18 protein-coding genes and 1 tRNA gene are annotated in these 22588 nt (G+C 66.5%); 9 read left to right on the top strand and 10 right to left on the bottom strand.

All coding sequences use genetic code 11. The annotated features are described in order from the left end of the window. Nucleotides 1-499 precede the first annotated feature (499 nt). Both tmk and ACGFY5_RS01200 read left to right on the top strand, forming a co-directional pair. Nucleotides 500-2641 carry a dTMP kinase gene (gene tmk / locus ACGFY5_RS01195; protein ID WP_392718593.1) on the top strand — a complete coding sequence of 714 codons (2142 nt, stop codon included), beginning with the start codon at nucleotides 500-502 and terminating at the stop codon, nucleotides 2639-2641. A gap of 11 nt (nucleotides 2642-2652) precedes the next feature. Next, nucleotides 2653-3840, top strand: a complete 1188-nt coding sequence (locus ACGFY5_RS01200) for a DNA polymerase III subunit delta' (protein ID WP_392718595.1) — start codon at nucleotides 2653-2655, stop codon at nucleotides 3838-3840. A 29-nt stretch (nucleotides 3841-3869) separates the two neighbouring features. On the opposite strand, the gene ACGFY5_RS01205 is transcribed toward ACGFY5_RS01200, so the two are convergent. Further along, a complete protein-coding gene (locus ACGFY5_RS01205) occupies nucleotides 3870-5069 on the bottom strand; it encodes an LPXTG cell wall anchor domain-containing protein (RefSeq protein WP_392716006.1) in 1200 nt (399 codons plus the stop codon). 236 nt (nucleotides 5070-5305) lie between these two features. Between ACGFY5_RS01205 and ACGFY5_RS01210 the strand changes: the two genes are divergently transcribed. Further along, nucleotides 5306-6139, top strand: a complete 834-nt coding sequence (locus ACGFY5_RS01210; protein ID WP_392716008.1) for a stage 0 sporulation family protein — start codon at nucleotides 5306-5308, stop codon at nucleotides 6137-6139. 95 nt (nucleotides 6140-6234) lie between these two features. After that, nucleotides 6235-6759 (top strand): NUDIX domain-containing protein, encoded by a 525-nt coding sequence (locus ACGFY5_RS01215; protein ID WP_392716010.1) that lies wholly within the window; start codon nucleotides 6235-6237, stop codon nucleotides 6757-6759. A gap of 224 nt (nucleotides 6760-6983) precedes the next feature. Here the strand turns inward: ACGFY5_RS01215 and ACGFY5_RS01220 are convergent, their stop codons facing one another. Together ACGFY5_RS01220 and ACGFY5_RS01225 are read right to left on the bottom strand one after the other, a co-directional pair. Continuing rightward, complete coding sequence (locus ACGFY5_RS01220) at nucleotides 6984-7361, bottom strand: hypothetical protein (RefSeq protein ID WP_392716012.1); 378 nt, start codon at nucleotides 7359-7361, stop codon at nucleotides 6984-6986. Between the two features lie 19 nt (nucleotides 7362-7380). After that, a complete protein-coding gene (locus ACGFY5_RS01225) occupies nucleotides 7381-7584 on the bottom strand; it encodes a DUF1737 domain-containing protein (RefSeq protein WP_392716014.1) in 204 nt (67 codons plus the stop codon). A 108-nt stretch (nucleotides 7585-7692) separates the two neighbouring features. Between ACGFY5_RS01225 and ACGFY5_RS01230 the strand changes: the two genes are divergently transcribed. The 3 genes from ACGFY5_RS01230 (at nucleotide 7693) to ACGFY5_RS01240 (ending at nucleotide 9703) form a co-directional block, all read left to right on the top strand. Next, nucleotides 7693-7766 (top strand) — tRNA-Thr (locus ACGFY5_RS01230). Between the two features lie 157 nt (nucleotides 7767-7923). Beyond that, the gene (locus tag ACGFY5_RS01235) at nucleotides 7924-8502 is read left to right on the top strand and encodes a Uma2 family endonuclease (protein ID WP_392716016.1); all 579 of its coding nucleotides are present in this window, start codon (nucleotides 7924-7926) and stop codon (nucleotides 8500-8502) included. A 76-nt stretch (nucleotides 8503-8578) separates the two neighbouring features. Continuing rightward, nucleotides 8579-9703 (top strand): Shedu anti-phage system protein SduA domain-containing protein, encoded by a 1125-nt coding sequence (locus ACGFY5_RS01240; protein WP_392716018.1) that lies wholly within the window; start codon nucleotides 8579-8581, stop codon nucleotides 9701-9703. 14 nt (nucleotides 9704-9717) lie between these two features. Here ACGFY5_RS01240 and ACGFY5_RS01245 read toward each other — a convergent pair whose 3' ends face one another. The 4 genes from ACGFY5_RS01245 to ACGFY5_RS01260 all read right to left on the bottom strand — a co-directional run bounded on the left by ACGFY5_RS01245 (nucleotide 9718) and on the right by ACGFY5_RS01260 (nucleotide 16523). Then, on the bottom strand, nucleotides 9718-12825 hold the full coding sequence (locus ACGFY5_RS01245; protein WP_392716020.1) for a DUF3427 domain-containing protein: 3108 nt from the start codon (nucleotides 12823-12825) through the stop codon (nucleotides 9718-9720). A gap of 132 nt (nucleotides 12826-12957) precedes the next feature. Beyond that, a complete protein-coding gene (locus tag ACGFY5_RS01250; RefSeq protein WP_392718597.1) occupies nucleotides 12958-14724 on the bottom strand; it encodes a DNA methyltransferase in 1767 nt (588 codons plus the stop codon). Between the two features lie 51 nt (nucleotides 14725-14775). Beyond that, on the bottom strand, nucleotides 14776-15870 hold the full coding sequence (locus ACGFY5_RS01255; RefSeq protein WP_392716022.1) for a sensor histidine kinase: 1095 nt from the start codon (nucleotides 15868-15870) through the stop codon (nucleotides 14776-14778). Continuing rightward, nucleotides 15867-16523, bottom strand: coding sequence for a response regulator transcription factor (locus ACGFY5_RS01260; RefSeq protein ID WP_392716024.1), 657 nt, complete (start codon nucleotides 16521-16523; stop codon nucleotides 15867-15869). The genes ACGFY5_RS01255 and ACGFY5_RS01260 overlap by 4 nt, the downstream gene beginning before the upstream one ends. Before the next feature lie 126 nt (nucleotides 16524-16649). On the opposite strand from ACGFY5_RS01260, the gene ACGFY5_RS01265 reads away from it, so the two are divergent. Beyond that, nucleotides 16650-17237 (top strand): hypothetical protein, encoded by a 588-nt coding sequence (locus ACGFY5_RS01265; protein WP_392716026.1) that lies wholly within the window; start codon nucleotides 16650-16652, stop codon nucleotides 17235-17237. A 121-nt stretch (nucleotides 17238-17358) separates the two neighbouring features. Here ACGFY5_RS01265 and ACGFY5_RS01270 read toward each other — a convergent pair whose 3' ends face one another. Next, nucleotides 17359-18594 (bottom strand): acyl-CoA dehydrogenase family protein, encoded by a 1236-nt coding sequence (locus ACGFY5_RS01270; protein WP_392716028.1) that lies wholly within the window; start codon nucleotides 18592-18594, stop codon nucleotides 17359-17361. Between the two features lie 42 nt (nucleotides 18595-18636). Further along, on the bottom strand, nucleotides 18637-19461 hold the full coding sequence (locus ACGFY5_RS01275; protein ID WP_392716030.1) for a helix-turn-helix domain-containing protein: 825 nt from the start codon (nucleotides 19459-19461) through the stop codon (nucleotides 18637-18639). Between the two features lie 89 nt (nucleotides 19462-19550). On the opposite strand from ACGFY5_RS01275, the gene ACGFY5_RS01280 reads away from it, so the two are divergent. Then, on the top strand, nucleotides 19551-20576 hold the full coding sequence (locus tag ACGFY5_RS01280) for a phosphotransferase family protein (protein WP_392716033.1): 1026 nt from the start codon (nucleotides 19551-19553) through the stop codon (nucleotides 20574-20576). Between the two features lie 307 nt (nucleotides 20577-20883). Here ACGFY5_RS01280 and ACGFY5_RS01285 read toward each other — a convergent pair whose 3' ends face one another. After that, nucleotides 20884-22581: a proline--tRNA ligase gene (locus ACGFY5_RS01285; protein ID WP_392718599.1), complete on the bottom strand. Its 1698-nt coding sequence runs from the start codon at nucleotides 22579-22581 to the stop codon at nucleotides 20884-20886. Nucleotides 22582-22588 lie beyond the last annotated feature (7 nt).

A 22588-nucleotide genomic window follows, 5' to 3' on the forward strand; every position in this document is an offset into this window, starting at 1 on the left:
GCCCGGCCTTCTCCCGCCATTGCCCGCCTCCAGAGCGTCGGCATCAACACCAGTTAGCCAATCGGAAGCATCAGCCGAAATTGCAGTGGAAATGCTGCGATAAGCGGCATACCTGCACGTCACTAGTCTGATCGGCCGATCGGGCGGACTGCGCTGACCATCTGGCGCCAATGACTGACCAGTCACCGCAGACCCTTCCGTCCCACCCGTCACTGAGGGTCGTGACCGCGCAGAATGGTGAGGACGAGCGCCGGGGCGGGCGTGCCATCGTCGTTACATCGCGTAGAGGAGTTCGAATGTCGTACAGCCCGCGTCTCGTTGTCCACAGCCTCGGGAGCACCTGGACTTAATCCGGCTCGGGCTACCTGGGCTTCGTTACGCTTCTCTTGCTGGAGCCCCCACGAAGCCAGGAGAAGTAGCCATCAGTGCGGACCCGGGCCCACCCGGCCCTCCCGAACCTCGGCCGTTGGCGGCTGACGAATCGCAGATCAGGGCGGTGCTGCGTAACCGGCCGTTCCGTCGGCTGTGGCTCACGTTCGGGCTGTCCAGCTTCGGTGACTGGCTCGGGCTCCTCGCCACCAGCCTGTTCGCCGCGGGTCAGGTGACCGGCCCGACCGCCAAGGGGCTCGCGTTCGGCGGCGTCGTGGTGGCGCGCCTGTTACCCACGATCGTGCTCGGGCCGCTCGCCGGGGCGTTCGCCGACCGGTTCGACCGGCGGCTGACGATGGTCGTCTGCGACCTCGTCCGGTTCGTGTTGTTCGCCTCGATCCCGCTGGTGGCCGTCGTCGGGTCCGCGCCGGTCGCGGTGGTGTGGGCGCTGGTGGCGACGTTCGTGATCGAGGTCGTCGGGATGTTCTGGAACCCGGCGAAGGAGGCCTCGGTTCCGAACCTGGTCCCGCGCGAGCAGCTGGAGGCGGCCAATCAGCTCAGCCTCATCGTCACCTACGGTGTCACTCCGTTGCTCGCCGTGCTCATCGGTGCCGGGCTCAACCGGCTGTTGCTGTCGCTCGTGCGCGATGACCCCTCCCGCCTTCGGCTTGATCCCAACGATGCCGCGCTGTACCTGAACGCGTTCACGTTCTTGGTCGCGGCCGTGGTCGTGTTCACGATCCGGGAGATCAGCACCGGCGAGGGCCGGTTGCGCCGGACCGGCCCGGCCTCCGTGCCCGAGCCGAGCCTGCCGACCGCCCTGCTCGACGGCTGGAAATACGCCGGGCGGACGCCACTCGTGCGCGGTCTGGTGCTCGGCATCCTCGGCGCTTTCGCCGCCGGGGGAGTGGTCGTCGGTGTCGGGCAGTTCTTCGCCCGCGGCCTCGGCGGCGGTGACGCGACGTTCTACCTGCTGTTCGGTGCGCTGTTCGTCGGCCTGGCCGGGGGGATGGGGCTCGGGCCGTCGCTGGTGCGGGGCCTCTCGCGGCGGCGCTGGTTCAGCGCGAGCATCGGGCTGTCCGGATTCGCGGTCGCCGTGCTGCCGTTCTCGCTGCACCTGTCGATGGCGATCCCGCTGACAGTGCTGGCCGGTGCCGGCGCCGGAATGGCGTACCTGGCCGGAACGACGCTGCTCGGCGCGGAGGTCCCCGACGCCATGCGCGGCCGGGTGTTCGCGTTCGTGCAGTCCACCGTGCGTGTCGTGCTGCTGCTCGCAATCGCTGTGTCGTCGCTGCTGGTCGGGGTGGGGGGTGGGCGGAAGATTCCGCTCGGCGCTTTCGACCTGGATCTGTCCGCCGCGCGGGTGCTGCTGTTGGTGAGTGGTCTGCTGGCGATCGTCGCGAGTGTGTTCTCATTCCGGGCGATGGATGACAAACCAGGTGTTCCGTTGCTCCGGGATCTGTACTCGACGCTCCGGGGGCATTCGCTGCCCGTGCCCGGCGACCGGTCCGGTGACGGGCTGTTCATCGTCTTCGAAGGCGGCGAGGGCGCCGGCAAGTCGACGCAGTCCCGGGCGTTGGCCGACTGGCTCGCCGGGCGTGGATTCGAGGTGGTGGCGACCCGTGAGCCCGGTGCGACGCCGCTCGGGCGCGAGATCCGGTCGCTGATCCTCGACCACCGTGACGACGCGCCGTCGTCGCGGTCGGAGGCGCTGTTGTACGCGGCCGACCGCGCGCACCACGTCGCCACCGTGATCCGGCCCGCGTTGGCGCGGGGTGCCGTGGTGGTGTGCGACCGGTACGTCGACTCGTCGCTGGCGTACCAGGGTGCCGGGCGGGATCTGGCCACCGAGGACATCGAGTGGCTGTCCCGGTGGGCGACCGCTGGACTGGTTCCCGACCTGGTGATCCTGCTCGACGTCGACCCGTCGATCGGTCTGACGCGGGTCGGCAACCGGGGGGCGGCCGACCGGTTGGAGGCGGAGTCGATCGACTTCCACCAGCGGGTGCGGCGCGCGTTCCTGGATCGGGCTGCCGCTGATCAGCGGCGGTACCTGGTGCTCGACGCGGCGACGTCGGCGGGGATGCTGGCTGATCGCATCAAGGTTCGGGTGGCGCCCCTCTTGAAGGTGCACCCCGACGTGAACGAGCCGCTGCCGCAGGGTCCGGCCGTCCCCGCGTCGGTCGCCGCGGCCGACGAGTCGGACGGCGGGACAGAGGGCGACGTAGGCTCCGAAGCTTCGGATGCCGGCTCTTCGACGGAGGTGCGATGACCACCGCTCTGGTGCCCGGCGTCTTCGCGGACGTCGTCGGGCAGGAAGAGGCCGTCACGGTGCTCGCGCGCGCCGCGGCCGCAGCTGGGCGCATCGTCGCGGGTGAGCCCGTACAGCCTGGCGAGATGACCCACGCCTGGCTGTTCACCGGCCCGCCCGGCTCCGGGCGCTCGGTAGCGGCCCGCGCCTTCGCCGCCGCTCTGCAGTGCCCACGCGGCGGCTGCGGGGAGTGCAACGAGTGCCACACCACCCTCGCCGGCACGCACGCCGACGTGCGCATCGTCGCCCCCGAAGGCCTCTGGATCAGCGTCAACGAGATGCGTTCGCTGGTGCTGCGCGCCGCGAGCTCACCCTCGGGCGGCCGCTGGCAGATCGTCCTCATCGAAGACGCGGACCGTCTGCACGAGCGGGCGTCCAACGCGTTGTTGAAAGCGATCGAGGAGCCGACCGACCGCACCGTGTTCCTCCTGTGTGCGCCTTCGGCGCACCCGGACGACGTGTCGGTCACGATCCGCTCCCGCAGTCGGGTCGTCCCGCTGCGGATGCCGTCGGCGGACGCCGTGGCTGGCCTGCTGATGCGCCGCAACGACGTCGACGAGACCACCGCGCGGTGGGCCGCGTCCGTCGCCCAGGGGCACGTCGGCCGCGCGCTGAGGCTGGCGCGCGACCCCGACGCACAGGCCCGCCGCCGCGCCGTCCTGGCGATTCCGCGCTCCCTCACCGGCATCGCGGCCTGCTACAACGCTGCGGCAGCGCTGATCCAGGCGTCGAACGAGGAAGCCGCAGCCGCCACGGAGGCGGTCAACGCCGACGAAAAAGCCGCATTGGAACGGGCGCTCGGTGCCGGCGGCACCGGCAAGGGCGCCGCGGCCGCGACGCGCGGCACCGTCGGCCAGATCAAGGACCTCGAGAAGAAGCAGAAGTCCCGCACCACACGCGTGCAGCGGGACGCACTGGACCGCGCGCTGGTCGACCTGGCGGCGTTCTACCGCGACGTGCTGATGGTGCGGCTCGGTGCGTCGGTGCCGCTCGTGCACGTCGACATCGACGAGATGGTCCGGGCCGCGGCGGCGAGGTGGGAGCCGGAGTCGATCCTCCGGCGCATCGAGGCCGTGCTGAAGTGTCGTACCGCGCTCGACGAGAACGTGAAGCCGTTGATCGCGATCGAGGCGTTGATGGTGACGCTGTTCGAAGGCTGAGCGGCTGCACGTTCCCGTCGAGCGCTGCGTCAGTGACGCCAGGCGCGGCGGGCGAATCGGATCAGCACCCAGCCCAGCGCGAGCAGGGCCAGGCCGATCGCCGCGATGAGCGGGAGGCTGGTTCCGGTGCGGGGGAGTGCCTCCTGCGGGGTGGCGACCTCCGACGGGCTCGGGGCCACCGGTTGCAGTGCGGCGCGCTCGGGCTCCGGGGACGCGACGTTCTCGCTGGGGGCCGCGATTTCCGGCTCTTCGTCCTGGCACGGCTCGCACGGCTTGCGGGGCTGGTCTTCCTTGCGGGGCTGGTCGGGCTTGCGGGGCTGCCCGAGGCCGCCGACCGGCACGTGGGCCGATACGTCGAGGTCGCCGATCGTGGCGTCCAGCAGGCGGTCCTCGCCGCCTACGATTTGCACGCGCACCGCCGCGGCCGTGGCGTCGACGCTGGTGTGGCCGACCCGCTCCCGGACCGTGCCGAGCCGGATCCGCACCACGCTCGTGCAGCAGCCCGGCCCGTCGAGCGGGACCTCGATGCTCTCGCCGGCTTCGTCGAGGCGGTAGCTGCGGCCCTGCGCCGCGGTCACCGCGACGATCGGCGGCACGTACCGGACGTCGGTGCGTTCGGTGCCGGCGGCGATCGCCATCAGCGACGGCGCACGGAGGAACTTGATCGTCATCTCGGTGGGAGCGCCGCGGAAGAGCGTGATCGCGGTGAGCTCGGCCTTCGCGGTGGTGCGGAGCCCCAGGGTCGGCTGTCCCTCGACGGCCACCAGTTGCGTCTGAGTCCGCGTCTGACTGCCGCGCCAGACGTGCATGAGCTCGTCGTCCGGACGCACGACCAGCTCACCGGGGCGCGCGAGCGCGGAGCTCAGGGCAATCGGGCCGTCGGGGCTGCCCCAGTTCGCCGTGGCGGTCAAGCGGCTGTTGCCCACGGTGAGGAATGGCAGGTCGACGCCGGAGCTCGACCGAGTCATCGTTCCCGACTCCTCGTCGTTGTCCCCGGCCCGACGCGTCACCGCGGCAGGTGGGGCGCCGGGCGGTCCGGTGATCTGACTGGCTCTCGCCGATGAACGTGGTGGTTCGTCGGCGTCGACCTCGGCGATCGAGGTGCCCAGCCGGAGTCCACTGAGTGCGGTGGCGTGCGGCCCGGCGTCAGAATTGGCCAGACGCAGCACGTTCGCAGACGCGCGGGCTGAATAGGACGTCTGCTCGACGTGGGCAGTATTGGTGCTCATGGTGCTTTGTCCGCCGGTATTGATCGTGACCACCCAGACGGCCGTGAGAGCCAATCCTGCCGCTCTGCGGGACCACTGGCGCATAAGGAACCCTGTTCTCCGGAGGGGACAGTACGGGCAAATCAACGACCGCTTTGAGCGCGTCGTGACGGTTGGTAGGCGGTAAGTGGCGTACTGTCTACTCTTTGCTGTCCGAATAGCCCCGCCTGTGGGGTAGCGCCCGGTACTGTGCGCTCATGGGGATGCTGTGCGCGGTGACTTTCGCCCGGTACGGCCGCCTCTACTACGCGGATCCTGGGTCTTACTCGCCGGCCGTCGGCGACTGGGTGCTGGTGGCCACTGACGACGGTGACGAGGTCGCGCAGTGCGTGTGGGCTCCACAGTGGGTTTCGGAGGAGACATCGGGGTTTCCGGTGCTGGCCGGCCTGGCTTCTGCTGCTGATCTATCGCGGGACAAGCTTCTGCGTCGGAAGAAGGCGCAGGGAAAAGTTGCCGCGAAGCGGCTGATCCGTGCGCACGAGTTACCGATGAAAGTGGTCTCCGTCGATCACGCTCTCGACGCCAATCGCACGACGATTTACTTCACGGCGCCGCATCGGGTGGACTTCCGATCGCTGGTCCGCGATCTGGGGGCGACGCTGGCGGCGCGGGTGGAGTTACGTCAGCTGAGTCCGCGGGACGCCGCGAAGGCGCAGGGCGGCATCGGGCCGTGCGGACGGGACCTGTGCTGTTCGACGTTCCTGACCGAGTTCGAGCCGGTGACGATCCGGATGGCGAAGGATCAGGATCTTCCGCTGAACCCCATGCGGATCTCGGGGGCGTGCGGTCGGTTGATGTGCTGTCTGAAGTACGAGCATCCGCTGTACGAGGCGTTCGCGGCGTCGGCACCTGCGGTCGGCTCACAGGTTTCCACGCCGTCGGGGGATGGGCGCGTAGTCGGTCGGTCCGTGCCGACTGACTCGTTGACCGTGCGGTTGGACGCCGATGGGTCGCGGTGTTCGTGCAGTCGTGCTGACGTGTGCGGGTCGCGGCAGGCGTACGAGGGTTCGTCGGCCGGCGAGGGGCGGTAGCGTCCGCGGATTGGCGGGATCCGGTCGACGGATGGACCGACGGCAGGACGGCTTCCTGGCAATCCGGGTGCAGCGACGTCCGGCAGGATGGGCACATGGAGCAGGTCGATACTCGAGTCGCGTATCAGAACCCCTGGCTGAGCGTCCGCGAGGACACCGTGCGCTGGCCGGATGGATCGACCGGTATCTACGGCGTCATCGACAAGCGGGACTTCGCACTGGTGGTGCCGTGGGACGGCGAGGGGTTCCACCTGGTGGAGCAGTACCGGTATCCGGTGCAGGAGCGGTGCTGGGAGTTCCCGCAGGGTGGGTGGCCGCCGGGGTCCGCAGGTGGGTCGGGGTTGTCTCTGGCGAAGGCGGAGCTGGCGGAGGAGACGGGATTTACCGCGGGCACCTGGACGCGGTTGGGGTATTTGCAGGCGGCGCCGGGTGTGATGAGCCAATGCTTCGACGTGTACCTGGCTTCGGACCTCGTGGCGGGGCCGCCGTCGCGGGAGGCGTCGGAGCAGGACATGCGGCAGAAGTGGGTGTCGGTTTCGTCTTTGGAAGAGATGATCCGCGCCGGCGAGCTGCGTGACGCGCACTCGATTGCGGCCTACGGGCTGTTCCGGCTGCGGTAGGAAGTTCGAAAGGTTTCGGGCGGTAGATAGGGGTCGAGTCGGGTCGGCGGTCGAGCGTCGCGGCCGTGGGTCGCGGTCGTGGGTCGCGGTCGTGGGTCGCGGCGGCCGACGGCGCCGGATCGTCAGTCGCGGCTGCGTGAGCGGGAGACGAGCACGATCGCCACGAGTAGAACGGCGATGATCCCTAACGCGGCGATGATGCCCTCGATCGGCATGTGATCCTCCTAGGAAATCCGGTGCGTTCCGCCGCACTGGGTCGCGAACGGCGTGCCGTCGGCGTCGAGCGCGTAGACCTCATAGCGGTCGCCGATCTGGAAGTCGACACCGCAGGCGTCTGAGCTGTTGTTCGTCTGGACGCTGATCGACGCTTTGACGTCGCCTTTGACGACCCTCTCGACCCGGAACGCGTAGGAGACGGGGTCCGGCGAACCTTCGTCGGGCTTCGGCCCCAGCTGTCGGGAGGCCGTGCCGACGAAGACGAAGTCGGCACCGGCCACGGCTTCGCTCGGCGTGAGCGGCGCGCAGTCACATGCCTGCGCCGGTGTTGCGGTCGCCGCGACGACTATCGCCGCTGCCGTTGCTACCCACGACCCCCGTCGCACCCCGTGTCCCTTCGTGCGTCTACGGACGTCGGTAGCGCCCCGCCGCGTAGGCCGGCAGGACTACTGCCTGAGCTACCAGCATGCGTTCGCCGTCGAATGTGATCGCCGGCGAGCCGTACAGCTCGTAGCCCTCGTCCAGTGCCTCGCTCACCCGCGCGGCTAGGTCATCCCCGTTCGGGGCAGTCAACAGAATGTAGCGGAGGCGTTCCGTAGTGTGGTCCATCCGGCGGCTCCTGGCCATGAGGGGATGTCTCCACGGTAGGCGGTGTTGGGTCGAGGACCTACCGATTCGGTCGTCGGGGCCGGACCCGCTACACTGAAGCCGCACGTTGCCGCCTTAGCTCAGTCGGCCAGAGCGACGCACTCGTAATGCGTAGGTCCCGGGTTCGATTCCCGGAGGCGGCTCCCTCTTGGCCCGTGCCAACGCCCGCAGCCTCAGGCTGGCGGGCCGTTCTTCGTCGGCGAGGTAATTCTGGTCCTGTGGACGACGGGCTCAGCCGCCATCAATACGGGTACCGTTTTGTCTGCCCCGTTGCCCGCCGAGCCGTTAGATGGAGGTCGTGTGACCCTCACAGAGAGTCGGCCCCAGATGCTGGTTGACGAGTTCGAGCGAATCGCGACTGCAGCGCAGCGTGAAGGCGTCAGCATGGAATTTCTCGGCGGGAAGTTGGGAGTTAAGGCCGTGCCCGACGGCGACCACGACGAAATCGTCCGCTGGGTCATGGAACGCTGCATGCAGCACCGTCCTGACCTGTGGCTTTACCCCGAGCGGGGATTGAAGGTCGAGACATACCGCAACGGCCACGCGAAGCCGGATGGCGCCCTTGCGCCGAAGGGGAGCTTCGCCGGTCAGGGCGAGTGGGCGGACGCCGATCGAGTCCTCATGGTGCTCGAGGTGACCTCGTACGACGCCGACACAGACAAGCGGGACCGTGAGCAGAAGCCACGCGCTTATGCCGAGACCGGTATTCCGATCTATCTGCTGATCGATCGCGAAGCGGGCGAAGTCCTGGTTTATAGCGCTCCGGAAGACGGCTTGTATACCACTCTCATCCGCCGGTCGTTCGGAAGGATCGCTGGGCTGCCTAAGCCGGTGGGAATCGAGCTTGAAACCGAGCCGCTCAAAGAGTGGATCCGGTAAGTATCGCGCTTGGAGCGCGATGTCCCTTCGTAGGTACATGATGTCGCGCCATGTATGAATGCTTGACTCCGCGGTCATGGTCGATCGCGTCTATGGTGAAATTCCTGGCTATCCACCTGGGAGCACTTTTTCGAATCGGATTGACCTGGCGAACTCCGGCGTGCATCGACCGCTCCAAGCAGGCATATCAGGCGGTAAAGATGGCGCCGACTCCATAGTCGTATCCGGCGGGTATATCGACGATGAGGACTATGGCGATGAAGTGGTCTATACCGGACAGGGTGGAAATCATCCAGTTACGGGACGCCAGATCGCTCATCAGCAGCTCAATAGGGGAAACCTAGGCCTGGTGCGAAGCCAAGAAGAGGGCCGGCTGGTTCGGCTTACCCGCGGCGCAGGTGGTGACCCTAGATACTCACCTCTCCATGGTCTCCGCTACGACGGCCTCTTCCGCGTTATGCATCACTGGTATGAACCGGGTATCGACGGCTACCGTATCTGGCGATTCCGAATGGTGGCGCAGAAGTCTGAACGGTCACCGCTCGGGATTGAGCTATTGAACGGCCGTTTACGCATAGTTTCAGAGCAGCCTGACGGGACGGTAAAGCTGGCTGGCTCGGCTGGACAAGTCCACAATTTGCTATACGTGGTAACCGCGCAGACTCAGCAATGGAGGAAGCGGGTAAAAGAATTAGAAGACTTAATCAACTCGCCACGAGTCCGCGAGCATGACCTACAGGTCTTCTTCGAACAGAACCCAGACTTTCTATTTGACGATCTTTACGAAAGTGCATATCCACAGATCGTGCTGCAACGCGACCATGAAGGTCCACTTATCCCCGACTTCGCATTGAAGCCGACCAACACAAACGCGCTATGCGACCTGTTAGAGATTAAACTACCGAAGGTAAAGCTCATAAGGGAGAGCCCTAATCGCGTCCGCTTGAGCTCGGCGATCATGGAGGCATGTGCCCAACTTCGCGAATATCGCGACTACTTCGAGGATCCCGAGAGACGCAAATCCGTTAGAGAGGAATATGGCCTCGACTTCTTTCGCCCTCGAATGATTGTCTTAATCGGGCATCGTCGATGGCATTCCGCGACAGATCTTCGAAAAGCCGAGACCGATGTCCCTAACCTATCGATCGTCACCTACGACGATATTCTCGAACGCGCGAGGGCGAGGCTGCGTCGACGATGACGGTGCGGCCTGCACTAGGTGGCAACAATAGACCAGGGCATGTACAAGTCGGTGGGAATGGGATGGTCAAGACACCACGTTATTGCGATGGGGCGGTCGCCTCGGTGCTCGACATAGCTGGCTGGTCCTAGGAAGTAATACGGCGCGGTGCCGTATTCATAGGTATTCTGCTCACGGACGAACAAGAGAATATTACGACCTTGACGGGAGTGTTCAATGTAGCGACGGCCGGTAGGGGAACTCAGTGAGGTTGTGGACTGTGTCTCCCAGTGAAAGAGAGACTGACTTATTGGATAGTCACGATACATAGTTGAGGGAGAAAACTTCTGTTCCGATTTGCGCAGTGTGATCAGGAAGGCATCTGCCATCCAATCAGGAGCCGTGAGAACGCCTTCGCGAAAATTGCTCGGTGGCCTATTGAGAGTCGCATGCCCTAGTGCTGCGAGGATCTCCTCTCGTTGGTAGCGAGCGTGAATTCGAAGCGGGTTGGCGGCCAGGTGTTCAGACAGCGTTTGGGGCACGTGCTGAGCGTCGTCCAAAGCCATCGCGATGACTTGCTGCAGCTCATGCCGAAATAGATCCTCGTTCCTCAGCGACGCGAGGCCGTCGTCGATAGTTTGGAATCCTCCCCCATTTGGGAAAATCGCATAGAAAAGCATTAGAGCGAACGGTTTATCATTTTCACTCAGGTCGCTGTAGCGGGAAGCGTCGTCGGCCAGGACCCGTTGGTAGGCCGATGCTCGGTCGGAGTCGTCGCAATGCGCCAATGCCCGCACCCGCTTGAGCAGAGATGTCTCTCTGGGGCTGGGGGGTTGGGTCATGAGACCCGCCCTCCGGCGAAGCTCGGTCCATGACTTACCGTCGCTGCGAACTACGTCGTTCAAGGAGAACCCGGACTCGCGAAGGAATTCACCGAGGGTGAGGTCACCGTAGGAGCGCAGCTCCTTAACCATCTCGTTCCATCTGCGACGCTGGAGTTGCCCGCGAAGATTAGCAAGCACGGCCTCCTGCGAACGCCTATCGAGCTGAATTTGGCATCCGGTGGGCAAGTATCGGAAGCCCTCCTCTATATCGCGCTCAAGTTCCCGGCGTGTTGCACCGGTGAGCGCGCGGAAGCGGAGATCAAATCGAAACTCTTTACGCTGGTGACCCACAAAGTCCAATACGGTGAGGACCGACTTACTAGCTGATTGCCGCAATCCTCGTCCCAGTTGCTGCAGGAAGACTGTAGCGCTTTCTGTGGGTCGCAGCAGGAGTATGGTGTCGATGTCCGGCAGGTCGATGCCCTCATTGAAGAGATCTACCGAGAAAATTACCGTGATGGTTCCGTCGCGGAGGCCGTCGAGCGCTTGGCGACGCATGACCTCGCTCGTCTGACCAGTGACCGATTGGGCAGCTATCCCCGCCTGTCGGAACACCTCGGCCATGTAGTCCGCATGGGCCACCGATACGCAGAACCCCAACGCCCGAGCTTCGCTGATATCAGAAATCTTATCCAAGAATTGAGTTATTACGAGGCGGGCGCGCTCAGCGTTGCCCGTAAAGGCCTCATCCAGATCGGTGGTGGAATATCCACCCCGCTGCCATTCTATCGTTGATAGATCCACGGAGTCAGCAATTCCAAAGTAATGGAATGGGCAGAGGAGGTCTGCTTCAAGGGCGTCCCATAGGCGGAGTTCAACAGCAGATCGACCGTCGAAGAAGCTTCGTACGTCAAGTCCGTCAGCTCGCTCCGGTGTGGCCGTCAGGCCGATCAGTTCTTTCGGCGCGAAGTGGTCGATCAAGCGTCGATACGTCGTGGCGTGCGCATGGTGGAATTCATCGATAACGACTACATCAAACGCGGTGGGCGATAGGTCGGCGAGCGTGATTGTGTTGAGAGATTGCACGCTTGCGAAAACGAAATCCCACCGTTGCGGCTTTACTCCTTGATAATAGGTTTCCCCGAAGTTTGGATCCCCGAGCACTTCACGATAAGTGCGAAGAGCTTGATCGAGTATTTCTGACCGATGCGCGACGAAAAGGAGCGACGGCCTCTTCTCGCCCGTAGACGGAGTCACGGTTCGGCAAAGATTGCGATAATCGAGCGCCGCTACGACCGTTTTACCCGTGCCGGTTGCTGCGACTATGAGATTGCGATGCCGATCGTGCACGGAGCGTTCAACGTTCAATGCATCGAGCATTTCCTGCTGAAACGGCTTGGCGCGAACTTCAAGGTTGGAAAGCGAGATCGTAACTCTGCCTCGCTTATCGATACCGCGCGCTTCTGTCAATGCCCTATCTAGCATCTCCCGATCGCGTGCAGGCTCGTAATGGACGAAGGTGGGGTCGGCCCAATACGATTCGAACGTGGCACGGAATTTTTCCAATAGCGCCGGCGTGGAGACTTGTGAGAGTCGAACGTTCCACTCGACGCCATCTATCATCGCCGAGCGCGACAGATTTGAAGATCCGACATATGCGGTATCGAATCCGGTTTTGCGAGTGAATAGCCAGGCCTTAGCATGAAGCCGGGTTCGGATCGAGTCGAACTGAATCTTTACGGTTGCACCAAAATCATTAACCAGCCGGTCTAGGGCATGCGGGTCTGTCGCGCCCATATAGGTGGTGGTGATGACCCTCAAAGGAACGCCGTGTCGGAGATTCTCGGTTAGATTTTTTTCGAAAAGGCGTAGACCGTGCCATTTGATGAAAGCGCATAGAAGGTCCACTCGATCAGCCGACTCGAGTTCGGCACCGATCTCAGAATTTAGGCCGGGCTCGTCCCGGCCATTGGTCAGAAGTGCCGCTGCTGACAATGGTATAGATGGCCGGCGTAGGGCTCGATGGTTGATTCCTGGGCCCTCGCTACGTTCGATCCGGCGGAGTTCGCGCGGACCCTCGGTAATCTCTTCATCGGGCCTGGCTTGAATTAGGCTGAGCAGCCTATTGACAAGAGCCACCCGCTCATGGGGCTGGCTCTGTTCCAGCCGTCGCTGAAGTGCCGTCCCGATATGCCGGGCGAGCGCCTCGGGCTGCTCTGCATCGCCTATGGGTGCTACATCGACCTCGAGCTCTCTGAGAGCTGACAGGGTCTGCTCTAGATCACGAGTGACGATTTCTTCGTATAGACCCTCATGCATGCTTTGACTCCCCGCGCTGGCGACCGATTAGCCGACTTGAGCCTATGCAGCGGAGGGAGGTGGCTGGGTTGCGGGGGATCTGAGGATGGGGTCTCCCTGGTCTGTCAGCCCGCGAGGAGGTGAGTGGGCGGCTCACACGGCGAGTGGGGCGGTGAGCTCGGCGTAGCGTTTGAGTAGGACCTCTTGACGCGAGCCCTCGTGCATGCCGAATAGGGCGTCGACTACGGCGTCAATTTCGCGATGGGATGAAACGAGCGCACTCGGCATTGTGTTCTGAGAGTACTGGGCGGCCAGGGAGGCGCTCGGGTTGCGGGCTACCAAGACGTTCCGGCCCGCTTGCGCGACGCGCAGTCGAGCGTCTGGACTCACCCGTGCGAGCGGGAGAGTATTCCAAACGACGGTGTTCGTGAAGCTTGGGTCGGACTTTATCCGGCCTCCGACGGTCCTCTGCCAGGTCAGGAATGCGGCCGACGAGATAAGCGCAAACAGGAACCCGTCCGGGTCCGGTGCGGTGAACAGCTTGATCGACGCGATCACGTCGGACGAAAGGTATCCCGCTGTCGCGTACGAGCGGTTGTCCGTGAAGGTCTGAGGGATGCCCAGGTACGGCACGGTGGGCTGGCGGCGCTCGTGGAAGAGGTGCGGCGTTGCGGCAGCGGCCCGGGTCGCGGGCTTGGGGCTGGAGAGACGAAGGGCGTGGACCGCTTCCAGGCGGGCGGCCAGGAGCGGTGATGCGTAGAGGGAGGACAGCGAAGCGCCCTCGAACCACAGGCACCAGCGGTCCAGCGCGTTGATCAGTTCTTCGCCGCCGTAATAAGGGCGCAGATAGGAAGAGGCGATCGGGTCCGCCGCCACCTCGGCGTAGTCGGAAGGCGAGACGGTCAGGTAGCCCCAGTCCACGGCCTTCGAGCCAGCCGTGACCGGAGGCAGATCGGGGGCGAGCGGGGTCCGGCGAGGCGTCACAAGGACGTCGGGGCCGTCGACCAAGTAGGCGTTGATGCTGGTCGGGGGCGACGAGCGTGTGAAGCCGACGATCACGCAATGCACCGCGGCGGCCGGCCAGGTGAAGGGGCGATGGGCGAATTTGATTCGCCAGCCGGCGTCGAAGACCGCTCCGAAGAGGGTGGGTACGCCCTGGCCATGCACGATCGAGTTCGTCGCCACGAACGCCCAGTCGCCCTCGCAGTAAGCAGCCGCCTTCGCAAACCAGCCGCTCACGTAGTCGAGTAGTCCGGAGTAACGCGGTCCCCAGACCGTTCGTAGGTCGGCGGTCTGCGACGAGCTCCGCTCCTTCGGTCCGAGGTACGGAGGGTTACCAGCCACGATCACTGACGACGACGGCTCACACACCGATGCCCAGTCCAGCGTCAGCGCATTGCCGACGACGATCGTCGCCGGTGGGCCGGGTGGCACCTCCACGCCGAAGCGTTCGGAGAATTCGCGATTGCATTCGCGCTCGACGATCCGCAGCGCTTCGGACGCCACGCGCGCCGCCCCCGCGTCCACCTCGATCCCGTAGAAGTTCTCCAGCCGCACCCTCGGCCAGAGTTCCGCGTCCCACCAGCCTGCCACGAAGTCAGCTGCCGCGCTCGCCCCGCCTACTGCCGCGCCCGCTATGGCCACGGCTGCACCTGCGGTGGCTGGTCGGGCCGCAGTCGGTTCGACAGCGGCTCGCAGTAGCGCGATCGCGTCCATCTCGAGCCGCCGCAACTCCCGATATGCGACGACCAAGAAGTTGCCCGAACCGCACGCCGGGTCGAGGAAACGAACCGCTGCGATTGCGTCCAAATCCCCTGAAGCGCGAAGGGAATCCAAGAACAGCGGACCCAACGTCCGCAGGACGATCGGCTCGGGTGTGTAGTGCTCGCCGAACGCGCGGCGCGCAATCGGATCCCGCATGGCCTGGTACGCCTCGCCGAGCGCCAGCGGATCCGCCTCCACGCTGACAGATTAAGCAGCCAGGGGTAATAACACCGTGACAACGAGGCCACCGGATGACCCAGGTGACGCCGAAACGCTGCCGCCATGAGCGCGAACCACTGCCTGCACGATCGACAGCCCGAGCCCCGCCCCGGAGCCCATCCGCTCGGTAAGCCGCCGGAACGGCTGGAACAGCCCGGGTACGAAATGCCGAGGAACGGCCGGTCCGGTATTGCGTACTTCCAGGTACGCAGCCCCCGACGCCACCCCCGTGAACACCTCCAGCGTCCCGCCCTCCGGCACGTTGTAGCGCAGACCGTTCTCCATCAGGTTCTGCACCATGCGCTCCAACAGCACCGGATTCCCGGTGGTCGGGGCTTCCTCCAGCTTGGGAAGCACGGTCACCGCCCCCGGAGAGAGCGAGTCGATCACGTGGTCGGCCAGGTCGGCCACATCGACGTGGAACCGCTCGCCGATGTTCCGCTCGGACCGGGCAAGCAGCAGAAGCCCGTCCACGAGCCGCTCGTGTCGCTCGTTCACCGCCAGCAAGGTCTCGGCCAGCTGCTGCACTTCGGGTGCAGGGCAAGACCGGTAGAGCGCCACCTCCAGCAACGCCCGGTTGACGGTCAACGGCGTCCGTAGCTCGTGCGACGCGTTCGCGATGAACTTCCGTTCGCCGTCGAAGGCGTGATCCAAGCGTTCGAGCATCGCGTCGAACGTGTCGGCGAGCTCTTTCACTTCATCCTGCGGTCCGTCCATCTCGATGCGTTCGTGCAGGCTGCTGGGTGCGTCGGCGATCCGCCGAGCTGTTTCGGTGACGCGGTGCAGCGGCTGCAGCATGCGTCCGGCGATCAGCCAGCCGAACGCGGTCGCCGCCACACCGACGATGATCAGCGCGATCCCGCCCTGGGTGAGGAGCGCCGACAGAGCGTCGTTCGCGGTCTCTTTGACGATTTCGGTTCGTGGCGTTTCGCCTGCCGGAGCAGCAACGCGGAGGGCCTCCCCGCCAGTCGGAAGACGCTGCGCGACCAGCACGTACGTGACGCCCAGCAGCAGGCTGCCAGCGAACATGAACAGCCCGCCGTAGACGAGCGAGAGCCGTAGCCGGAGCGTCAGCCTGTTCATGGAATGCGGTACCCGACGCCGGCTTCGGTGAGCACCACCGGCGGCTCGCCCAGCTTGCGTCGCAGCTTCAGGATCGTGAGCCGGACCGCGTTCGTGAACGGGTCTGCGTTCTCGTCCCAGGCCTTCTCCAGCAGCTGCTCGGCCGAGACCGGGGTGCCGTCGGCGCGCAGCAGCTCGGTGAGCACCGCGAACTCCTTCCGGGACAGCGGCACGTACCGCCCTTCGCGGAAGACCTCGCGGCGATGGGGGTCGAGTCGGATACCCGCTCGTTGCAGCACCGTCGGCGCGGCTGGGCGCGCGCGTCTGCCCAGCGCGGTGACCCGCGCGGCCAGCTCCCGAAATGCGAACGGCTTCGGGAGGTAGTCGTCCGCACCGATCGCGAGACCGGTGACCCGGTCGTCGATCTCCGCCGCCGCGGTCAACATCAATATGCGGACGTCCGGGTGCTGCTCGGCAACGGCGCGGCAGACGTCGTCGCCATGGACCCTCGGCAGATCACGGTCGAGCACCACGACGTCGTAGTCGTTCACGTCGACGCGTTCGAGTGCGGTGGCACCGTCGAGCGCGATGTCGACGGCGTGCGCCTCGCCGCGTAACCACTCCGCGACGGCGTCGGCCAGCAGCGACTCATCCTCGGCCACCAGGATTCGCATCACTCCATAGTGACCCCCCACCGCATTTCCTGGCCGTTTCCGAATGTGGAAACGGCCGGGAAGCGCGCCGATGGCTCCAATTCGAACGTGCGGACCGTCCGCACGTCGAACAGAGGAGATGAGTAGATGCGGCTCAAGTTGGGTCTGTTGGTGGGTGTGATGACCGTCCTGGCGTTGGCCGGTGGTGGGAGCGCAGCGATGGCGTCGGAGAACCCGCCCGACAGCGGTGAGGCCTCGATCGGAATCGCGAGCGAGCGGCCGTTCTCTCAGGCCGATATCGCCAAGTTCACGAAGTGCATGCGTGCCAACGGCATCCCGGACTTCGAAGCGCCAACGGTGACCCCGCCGAGCGGAGACGAGCCGGGACACGTCGAATCGAGGCTGCCGAAGGACGTCGATCAGGACGTCGTGCGGAAGGCGACCGAGAAGTGCGCTCCGGGCAGGCCGGCGAAGGCACGACCGGCCGACGTGAAGAAGCTCAAGCGCTACGCGAAGTGCATGCGTGAGAACGGCGTCGAGAACTTCCCGACGCCGAGCGCGGACGGCTCGTTGCGGCTGAGCAAGGACGAGATCGACCCGGAGAGCGACGAGTTCAAGGCGGCCGAGGAGGCCTGCGAGAAGTACCTGCCGGCTCGCCGGGTGAAGGCGCGTCACTCCTCGACCGGTGACAAGCCGATCGACGGCGTCCTGCACGCGCGTCCCGCAGCGGCGTAAGCGGCAGCGCCGGGTCGGCTCGCCCGGCCGCAGGGCGCGGCGACGTTGCGCTCACCTCTCACGAGCGGTGGTGCAGCTACGGAGCCGGGGGTCGTCCACCACGTGGACGACCCCCGATGTCTCAGAAGTTCCAGGCCGGGGGGAGCACCGGCTCCGAGCGCAGTTCGGCCTTCGCGATCGACCGCAGGTGCACCTCGTCGGGGCCGTCGAAGAGACGCATCGCGCGATGCCAGGCGTACATCCAGGCCAGCGGTGTGGTTTCGCTGACGCCGGCGCCACCGTGTACCTGGATCGCGCGGTCGATGACGTTCGTCGCCGCGCGGGGCACGGCGACCTTGGCCAGCGAGACCAGGTTCCGGGCGGCCTTGTTGCCGGACTCGTCGATCGTCGCGCAGGCGAGGTGACAGATGACCCGCGCCTGCTCGATCTCCAGCCGGGACTCGGCGATCTGCTGCTGGACGACACCCTGGTCGGCCAGCGGCTTGCCGAACGCCACCCGGGACTGGGCCCGCGCCACCATCAGCGCCAGCGCCCGTTCGGCCGCACCCAGCGCACGCATGCAGTGGTGGATACGGCCGGGCCCGAGGCGCGCCTGCGCCGCGGCGAAGCCGCCACCTTCCTCACCGATCACGTTCGTGACCGGAACCCGCACGTCGACGAACTCGACCTCGGGGTGACCGTGCTGATCCCAGTGGCCGAGCACGGAATGGTCACGCACGATCCGGACACCCGGCGTGTTCCGCGGCACCAGCACCATCGACTGCTGCCGGTGGGTGGGTGCGTCCGGATCGGTCTTGCCCATCACGATGAAGAACGCGCAGCGGGAATCGGCCGCACCACTGGTCCACCACTTGCGACCGTTGATGACGTACTCGTCACCGTCACGGATGATGCGCGTGCTGATGTTCGTGGCGTCGCTGCTGGCGACATCGGGCTCGGTCATCGCGAACGCGGACCGGATCTGGCCGGCCAGGAGTGGCTCCAGCCATTGCTTCTTCTGCTCGTCGCTACCCAGCAGGTGCAGCAGCTCCATGTTGCCGGTATCGGGCGCCTGGCAGTTGATCGCTTCCGGCGCGAGGTCGTTGACCCAGCCGGACAGCTCGGCGATCGGCGCGTACTCCAGCTGCGTGAGACCGGACTCGGACGGGAGGAAGAGGTTCCACAGCCCGAGCTTCTTCGCGGTCTCCTTCAGCCCCTCGACCACCGGTGGAACCTCGTGGTCGTCGGGACCGGCTCCGCGCCGAGCCTCGATGTACCGGCCCTCGGCAGGCAGCACGTGATCGCGGAGGAAGCCGACCATGCGCTCGCGCAGTTCCACCGCGCGGTCGGACGGTGCCGGGAGAGCTGTGGCGGTCATCTTGGCCTCCTGAACAGACCGATCGCTTGATAGGTCTGAACACTAACGGGTGGAGCGCACGAGGTCGAGAGCGAACTCGACGTACTGCGCCGCGACGGTGGCGGGCGGCGTGGGCCCGGTCGGGGACCACCAGCTGGGCAGCGCGGTGCACATCGTCACGACGGCCCGGGACGCCTCGTGCGGCAGCGGCGTCGTGAACAGACCTCGGCGCACGGCCTCGCGCACCTCGGCGTCGACCATTCGCTGCAGCCCGACGCGGAGTGCGGCGATCCGGCTACGGTCGGGTTCGTCGATGCTGCGCATCTCACTGGCGCCGATGAAGCCCAGTTCCCGCCGGTGGGTGTGGAACAACGCCAGGAACTCGACCAGGAGCTCGAAGCGTTCGACCGGCCCGTCACCCTCGGCGCGGGCGGCCTCGGCGCGGGTGATCAGCTCGTCCATCGTGCGGTCCATCAGTGCGACGAGCAGGTGCTGTTTCGTGGGCCAGTGGTGGTACAGCCCCGGTACCGACAGCTCGGCGCGCTGGGCGATGTCGCGGATCGTGGCGCCGTGATAACCCAGTTCGACGAAGGCGCTGAGCGCCCCTGCCAGCGGCGCCGGGAGGTCGAGCGGCGGGAAGTCGCGCCACGTGGTGTTGGCCGGTGTTGGTGCCGGGCCGGACGTCACCAGGATCTCGACGTCAGCCCCGAACAGGCTCGCGGCTGCGGCCACGCGGTCAGTGGTGATGCGGGTGCGGCCGTTCTCCACCGCGCTCCAGGTGCCGACGCTGACGCCAAGCGCCTCCGCGGTCGCGCGCAACGTGATGCCGGCGCTCTGCCGTGCCTCTCGCAGGCGGGCGCCCACGGCTTCGCGGTCAGCGGTTTCCACACGGCCTCCGATGGTCTTGACACGGTCACGCTACACCGGGCATGTTCATCTGAACAGATCGATCGATCGCTTCTGATCAGGAGATTGAAATGACTTCCGTGCCGGGTGTCGAGGTCTCTGCGCTGGAGGCTCACCTGCAGGCCGAGCTGCCCGGTCTGCTCGGCGGGCCGCTGAGCGTCGAGTTGGTGGCCGGTGGGCGGTCGAACCTCACGTACCTGCTCGGTGACGGCGTCGGGCATTGGGTGCTGCGGCGCCCGCCGCTCGGTCACGTGCTGGAGACCGCGCACGACATGGGGCGCGAGTACCGCCTGCTCAGCGCGTTGCATCCCACCGACGTGCCGGTACCGGAGCCGCTGCTCCTCGGAGACGCGGAGGTCATCGGGGCGCCGTTCTACGTCATGACGTTCGCCGACGGCGAGGTGCTGCGCACCCGCGAACAGCTCGAGTCGTTCGACGCGGTCGCGGCCACCGCCGTGGCCGACGGGCTGATCGACGTGCTGGCGCGCCTGCACCGGCTCGACCCTGCGGCGGTGGGCCTCGGTGATCTCGGGCGTCCGGTCGGCTACCTCGAGCGGCAGCTGCGCCGGTGGGGCCGGCAGCTCGACGCGTCCCGTACCCGCGAGCTGCCGGAGCTCGACCGTCTGCACGAGCGGCTCGCGGCGAAGCTGCCCGCGCACCAGGGCGCGGCGATCGTCCACGGTGACTACCGGCTCGACAATGTGGTCGTCGACCCCGGCACCGGAGCCATCGGCGCGGTGCTCGACTGGGAGATGGCCACGCTGGGCGACCCGCTCACCGACCTGGGGTCCACCGTCATGTGGTGGGACGGCATGCGCGGGCTCGACATCCCGGTCGCGTCCCTGCCCGGCGACATCGCGGCGTTCCCCAGCGGCACGCGCCTGATCGAGGGCTACCAGAAACTCACCGGCGCCGACCTCACCGACCTGCCCTGGTACCTCGGGTTCGCGCACTACAAGATGGCGGCGATCTTCGAGGGCATCCACTACCGGTCGCTCCAGGGCATGACCGTGGGCGAGGGCTTCGACCTCCTCGGCCCCCTCGTGGCGCCGCTCGCCGAGCGAGGCCACGCCGCTCTCACCAGCCGCGCGGTCTGACGCCCCACCCGCTGCGCCGCATGGCGCCCGCTGCACGGCGACGCGCCCGCCGTGCGGCGACCCGTCCGCCCTGCGGCGACCCGTCCGCCGTGCGGCCACCCGTCCGCCGTGCGGCGACGCGCCCGCCGTGCGGCGACGCGCCCGCCGTGCGGCGACGCGCGCGCCGTGCGGCGACCCGTCCGCCGTGCGGCGACGCGCCCGCCCTGCGGCGACGCGCCCGCCCTGCGGCGACGCGCCCGCCGTGCGGCGACGCGCGCGCCACGCCGGGCTGCGCCGCGCTGAGCCGCTTCAGGCACAGCGCGGCGCTTCAGGAGCGCACTAGCTCGCGCACGCGGGCAGTCACGGCGTCGAGGGCGACACTTTCGGTCTCGCCGCTCGCACGGTGGGTCAGCTCCAACGCACCGGCCTTGACCCCGCGCGAACCGACAGTCACCCGGAACGGGACACCGATCAGCTCGACGTCGGCGAACTTCACACCCGGCCGCTCGGCCCGGTCGTCGAGGATCACGTCGACGCCCGCCGCCTGCAGCTCGTCGTAGAGACGCTCCGCCGCGGCCACGGTCTCCTCGTCCTTCCCGACGATGACCACCGCGACCTCGAACGGCGCGATGCTCACCGGCCAGACGATGCCCGCGTCGTCGTTGTGCGTCTCGACGACCGCGGCCAGGGCGCGCTCCACCCCGATGCCGTACGACCCCATGATCGGCGTCACCCGGGTGCCGTCCGCACCCAGCACGGTCAGGTCCAACGCCTCGCTGTACTTGTAACCGAGCTTGAAGATGTGTCCGACCTCGATCGTGCGCAGCACCTCCAGCCCGGTACCGCACACCGAGCAGGGCTCACCGGCGACGACCTCGCGCAGATCGGCCCAGGAACCCACCGAGATGTCACGCGAGATGTCGACGCCCCGCAGGTGCACCTCGTCCACGTTCGCGCCGGTGAACATGTTGCTGCGGCCCTGCAAAGCGAGATCGGCCAGGATCCGCAGCCCCGAAACTCCGACCGCCCCGAGGCTCCCGGGCAGCGCACCCAGCGCCTCGCGAATCTCCTCCGGGTGCGCCGGACGCACGGATCGCGCCCCCGTGGCGTCCAACAGCTTCTGTTCGACGAGACCGTGGTCGCCGCGCATCAGCACCAGCGTCAGTTCGTCGTCGAGCAGGTAGACGAGCGTCTTGATCTGCCTGTCGGCCGGAGCGCCGAAGCCCTCGGCGAGGTCGGCGATCGTGCGTACGCCGGGGGTCGGGAACTGCTCGGGTGCGTCGGGCCCGGCCTCGTCGGACGCCGGCGAGATGCGCGACGTCGCCTTCTCGACGTTGGCCGCGTACCCGCAGGACGGGCACCGGACGATCAGGTCCTCACCGGCCGTCGACGGACACATGAACTCGACCGACGCGCTGCCGCCCATGCTGCCGCTGGACGCCTGCACCGCGACCGCTGGAATCCCCAGCCGCTCGAAGATCCGGACGTAAGCCGCCTGCTGCGCGTCGAACGCGGTGTCCAGCCCGGCCGCGTCCACATCGAAGCTGTACGCGTCCTTCATCGTGAACTCACGCACCCGGATCAGCCCGCTCTTGGGCCGCGGCTCGTCCCGGAACTTGGTCTGGAACTGGTACCACATCTGCGGCAGGTCCCGGTACGAACGCAGCTCGAGCGCGAGCGTCGTGAAGATCTCCTCGTGGGTCATGCCCAGCGCGATGTCGGCGCCCCTGCGGTCACGCAGGCGGAACATCTCGTCGCCCATGACGTCCCACCGACCGGTCTTCTGCCAGATCTCGGCGGGGTGCATCGCCGGCAGGGAGAACTCCTGCGCGCCGATCCGGCTCATTTCCTCGCGGATGACGTCCACGATCTTCGTGCGGACGCGCACCGCCAGTGGCAGCAGCGTGTAATGGCCGGCCATCAACTGGCGGATGTATCCCGCGCGCAGCAACAGTCGGTGGCTGACCGCATCCGCGTCCGCCGGGTCCTGACGCAGAGTCGGCACGTACAACCGTGACCAGCGCACCGGGGTT

This window comes from Cryptosporangium sp. NPDC048952 (assembly GCF_043197895.1).
Lineage (GTDB): Bacteria > Actinomycetota > Actinomycetes > Mycobacteriales > Cryptosporangiaceae > Cryptosporangium.

Bases quoted from the DNA above. Each gene is read 5' to 3' on its own strand.
- ACGFY5_RS01215 (WP_392716010.1), top strand. From the start codon at position 6,235: ATGGAGCAGGTCGATACTCGAGTCGCGTATCAGAACCCCTGGCTGAGC.
- ACGFY5_RS01240 (WP_392716018.1), top strand. From the start codon at position 8,579: ATGGTCGATCGCGTCTATGGTGAAATTCCTGGCTATCCACCTGGGAGC.
- ACGFY5_RS01280 (WP_392716033.1), top strand. From the start codon at position 19,551: ATGACTTCCGTGCCGGGTGTCGAGGTCTCTGCGCTGGAGGCTCACCTG.
- ACGFY5_RS01265 (WP_392716026.1), top strand. From the start codon at position 16,650: ATGCGGCTCAAGTTGGGTCTGTTGGTGGGTGTGATGACCGTCCTGGCG.
- ACGFY5_RS01260 (WP_392716024.1), bottom strand. From the start codon at position 16,523: ATGCGAATCCTGGTGGCCGAGGATGAGTCGCTGCTGGCCGACGCCGTC.
- ACGFY5_RS01270 (WP_392716028.1), bottom strand. From the start codon at position 18,594: ATGACCGCCACAGCTCTCCCGGCACCGTCCGACCGCGCGGTGGAACTG.
- ACGFY5_RS01245 (WP_392716020.1), bottom strand. From the start codon at position 12,825: ATGCATGAGGGTCTATACGAAGAAATCGTCACTCGTGATCTAGAGCAG.
- ACGFY5_RS01250 (WP_392718597.1), bottom strand. From the start codon at position 14,724: ATGCGGGATCCGATTGCGCGCCGCGCGTTCGGCGAGCACTACACACCC.
- ACGFY5_RS01255 (WP_392716022.1), bottom strand. From the start codon at position 15,870: ATGAACAGGCTGACGCTCCGGCTACGGCTCTCGCTCGTCTACGGCGGG.
- ACGFY5_RS01210 (WP_392716008.1), top strand. From the start codon at position 5,306: ATGGGGATGCTGTGCGCGGTGACTTTCGCCCGGTACGGCCGCCTCTAC.
- ACGFY5_RS01205 (WP_392716006.1), bottom strand. From the start codon at position 5,069: ATGAGCACCAATACTGCCCACGTCGAGCAGACGTCCTATTCAGCCCGC.
- ACGFY5_RS01225 (WP_392716014.1), bottom strand. From the start codon at position 7,584: ATGGACCACACTACGGAACGCCTCCGCTACATTCTGTTGACTGCCCCG.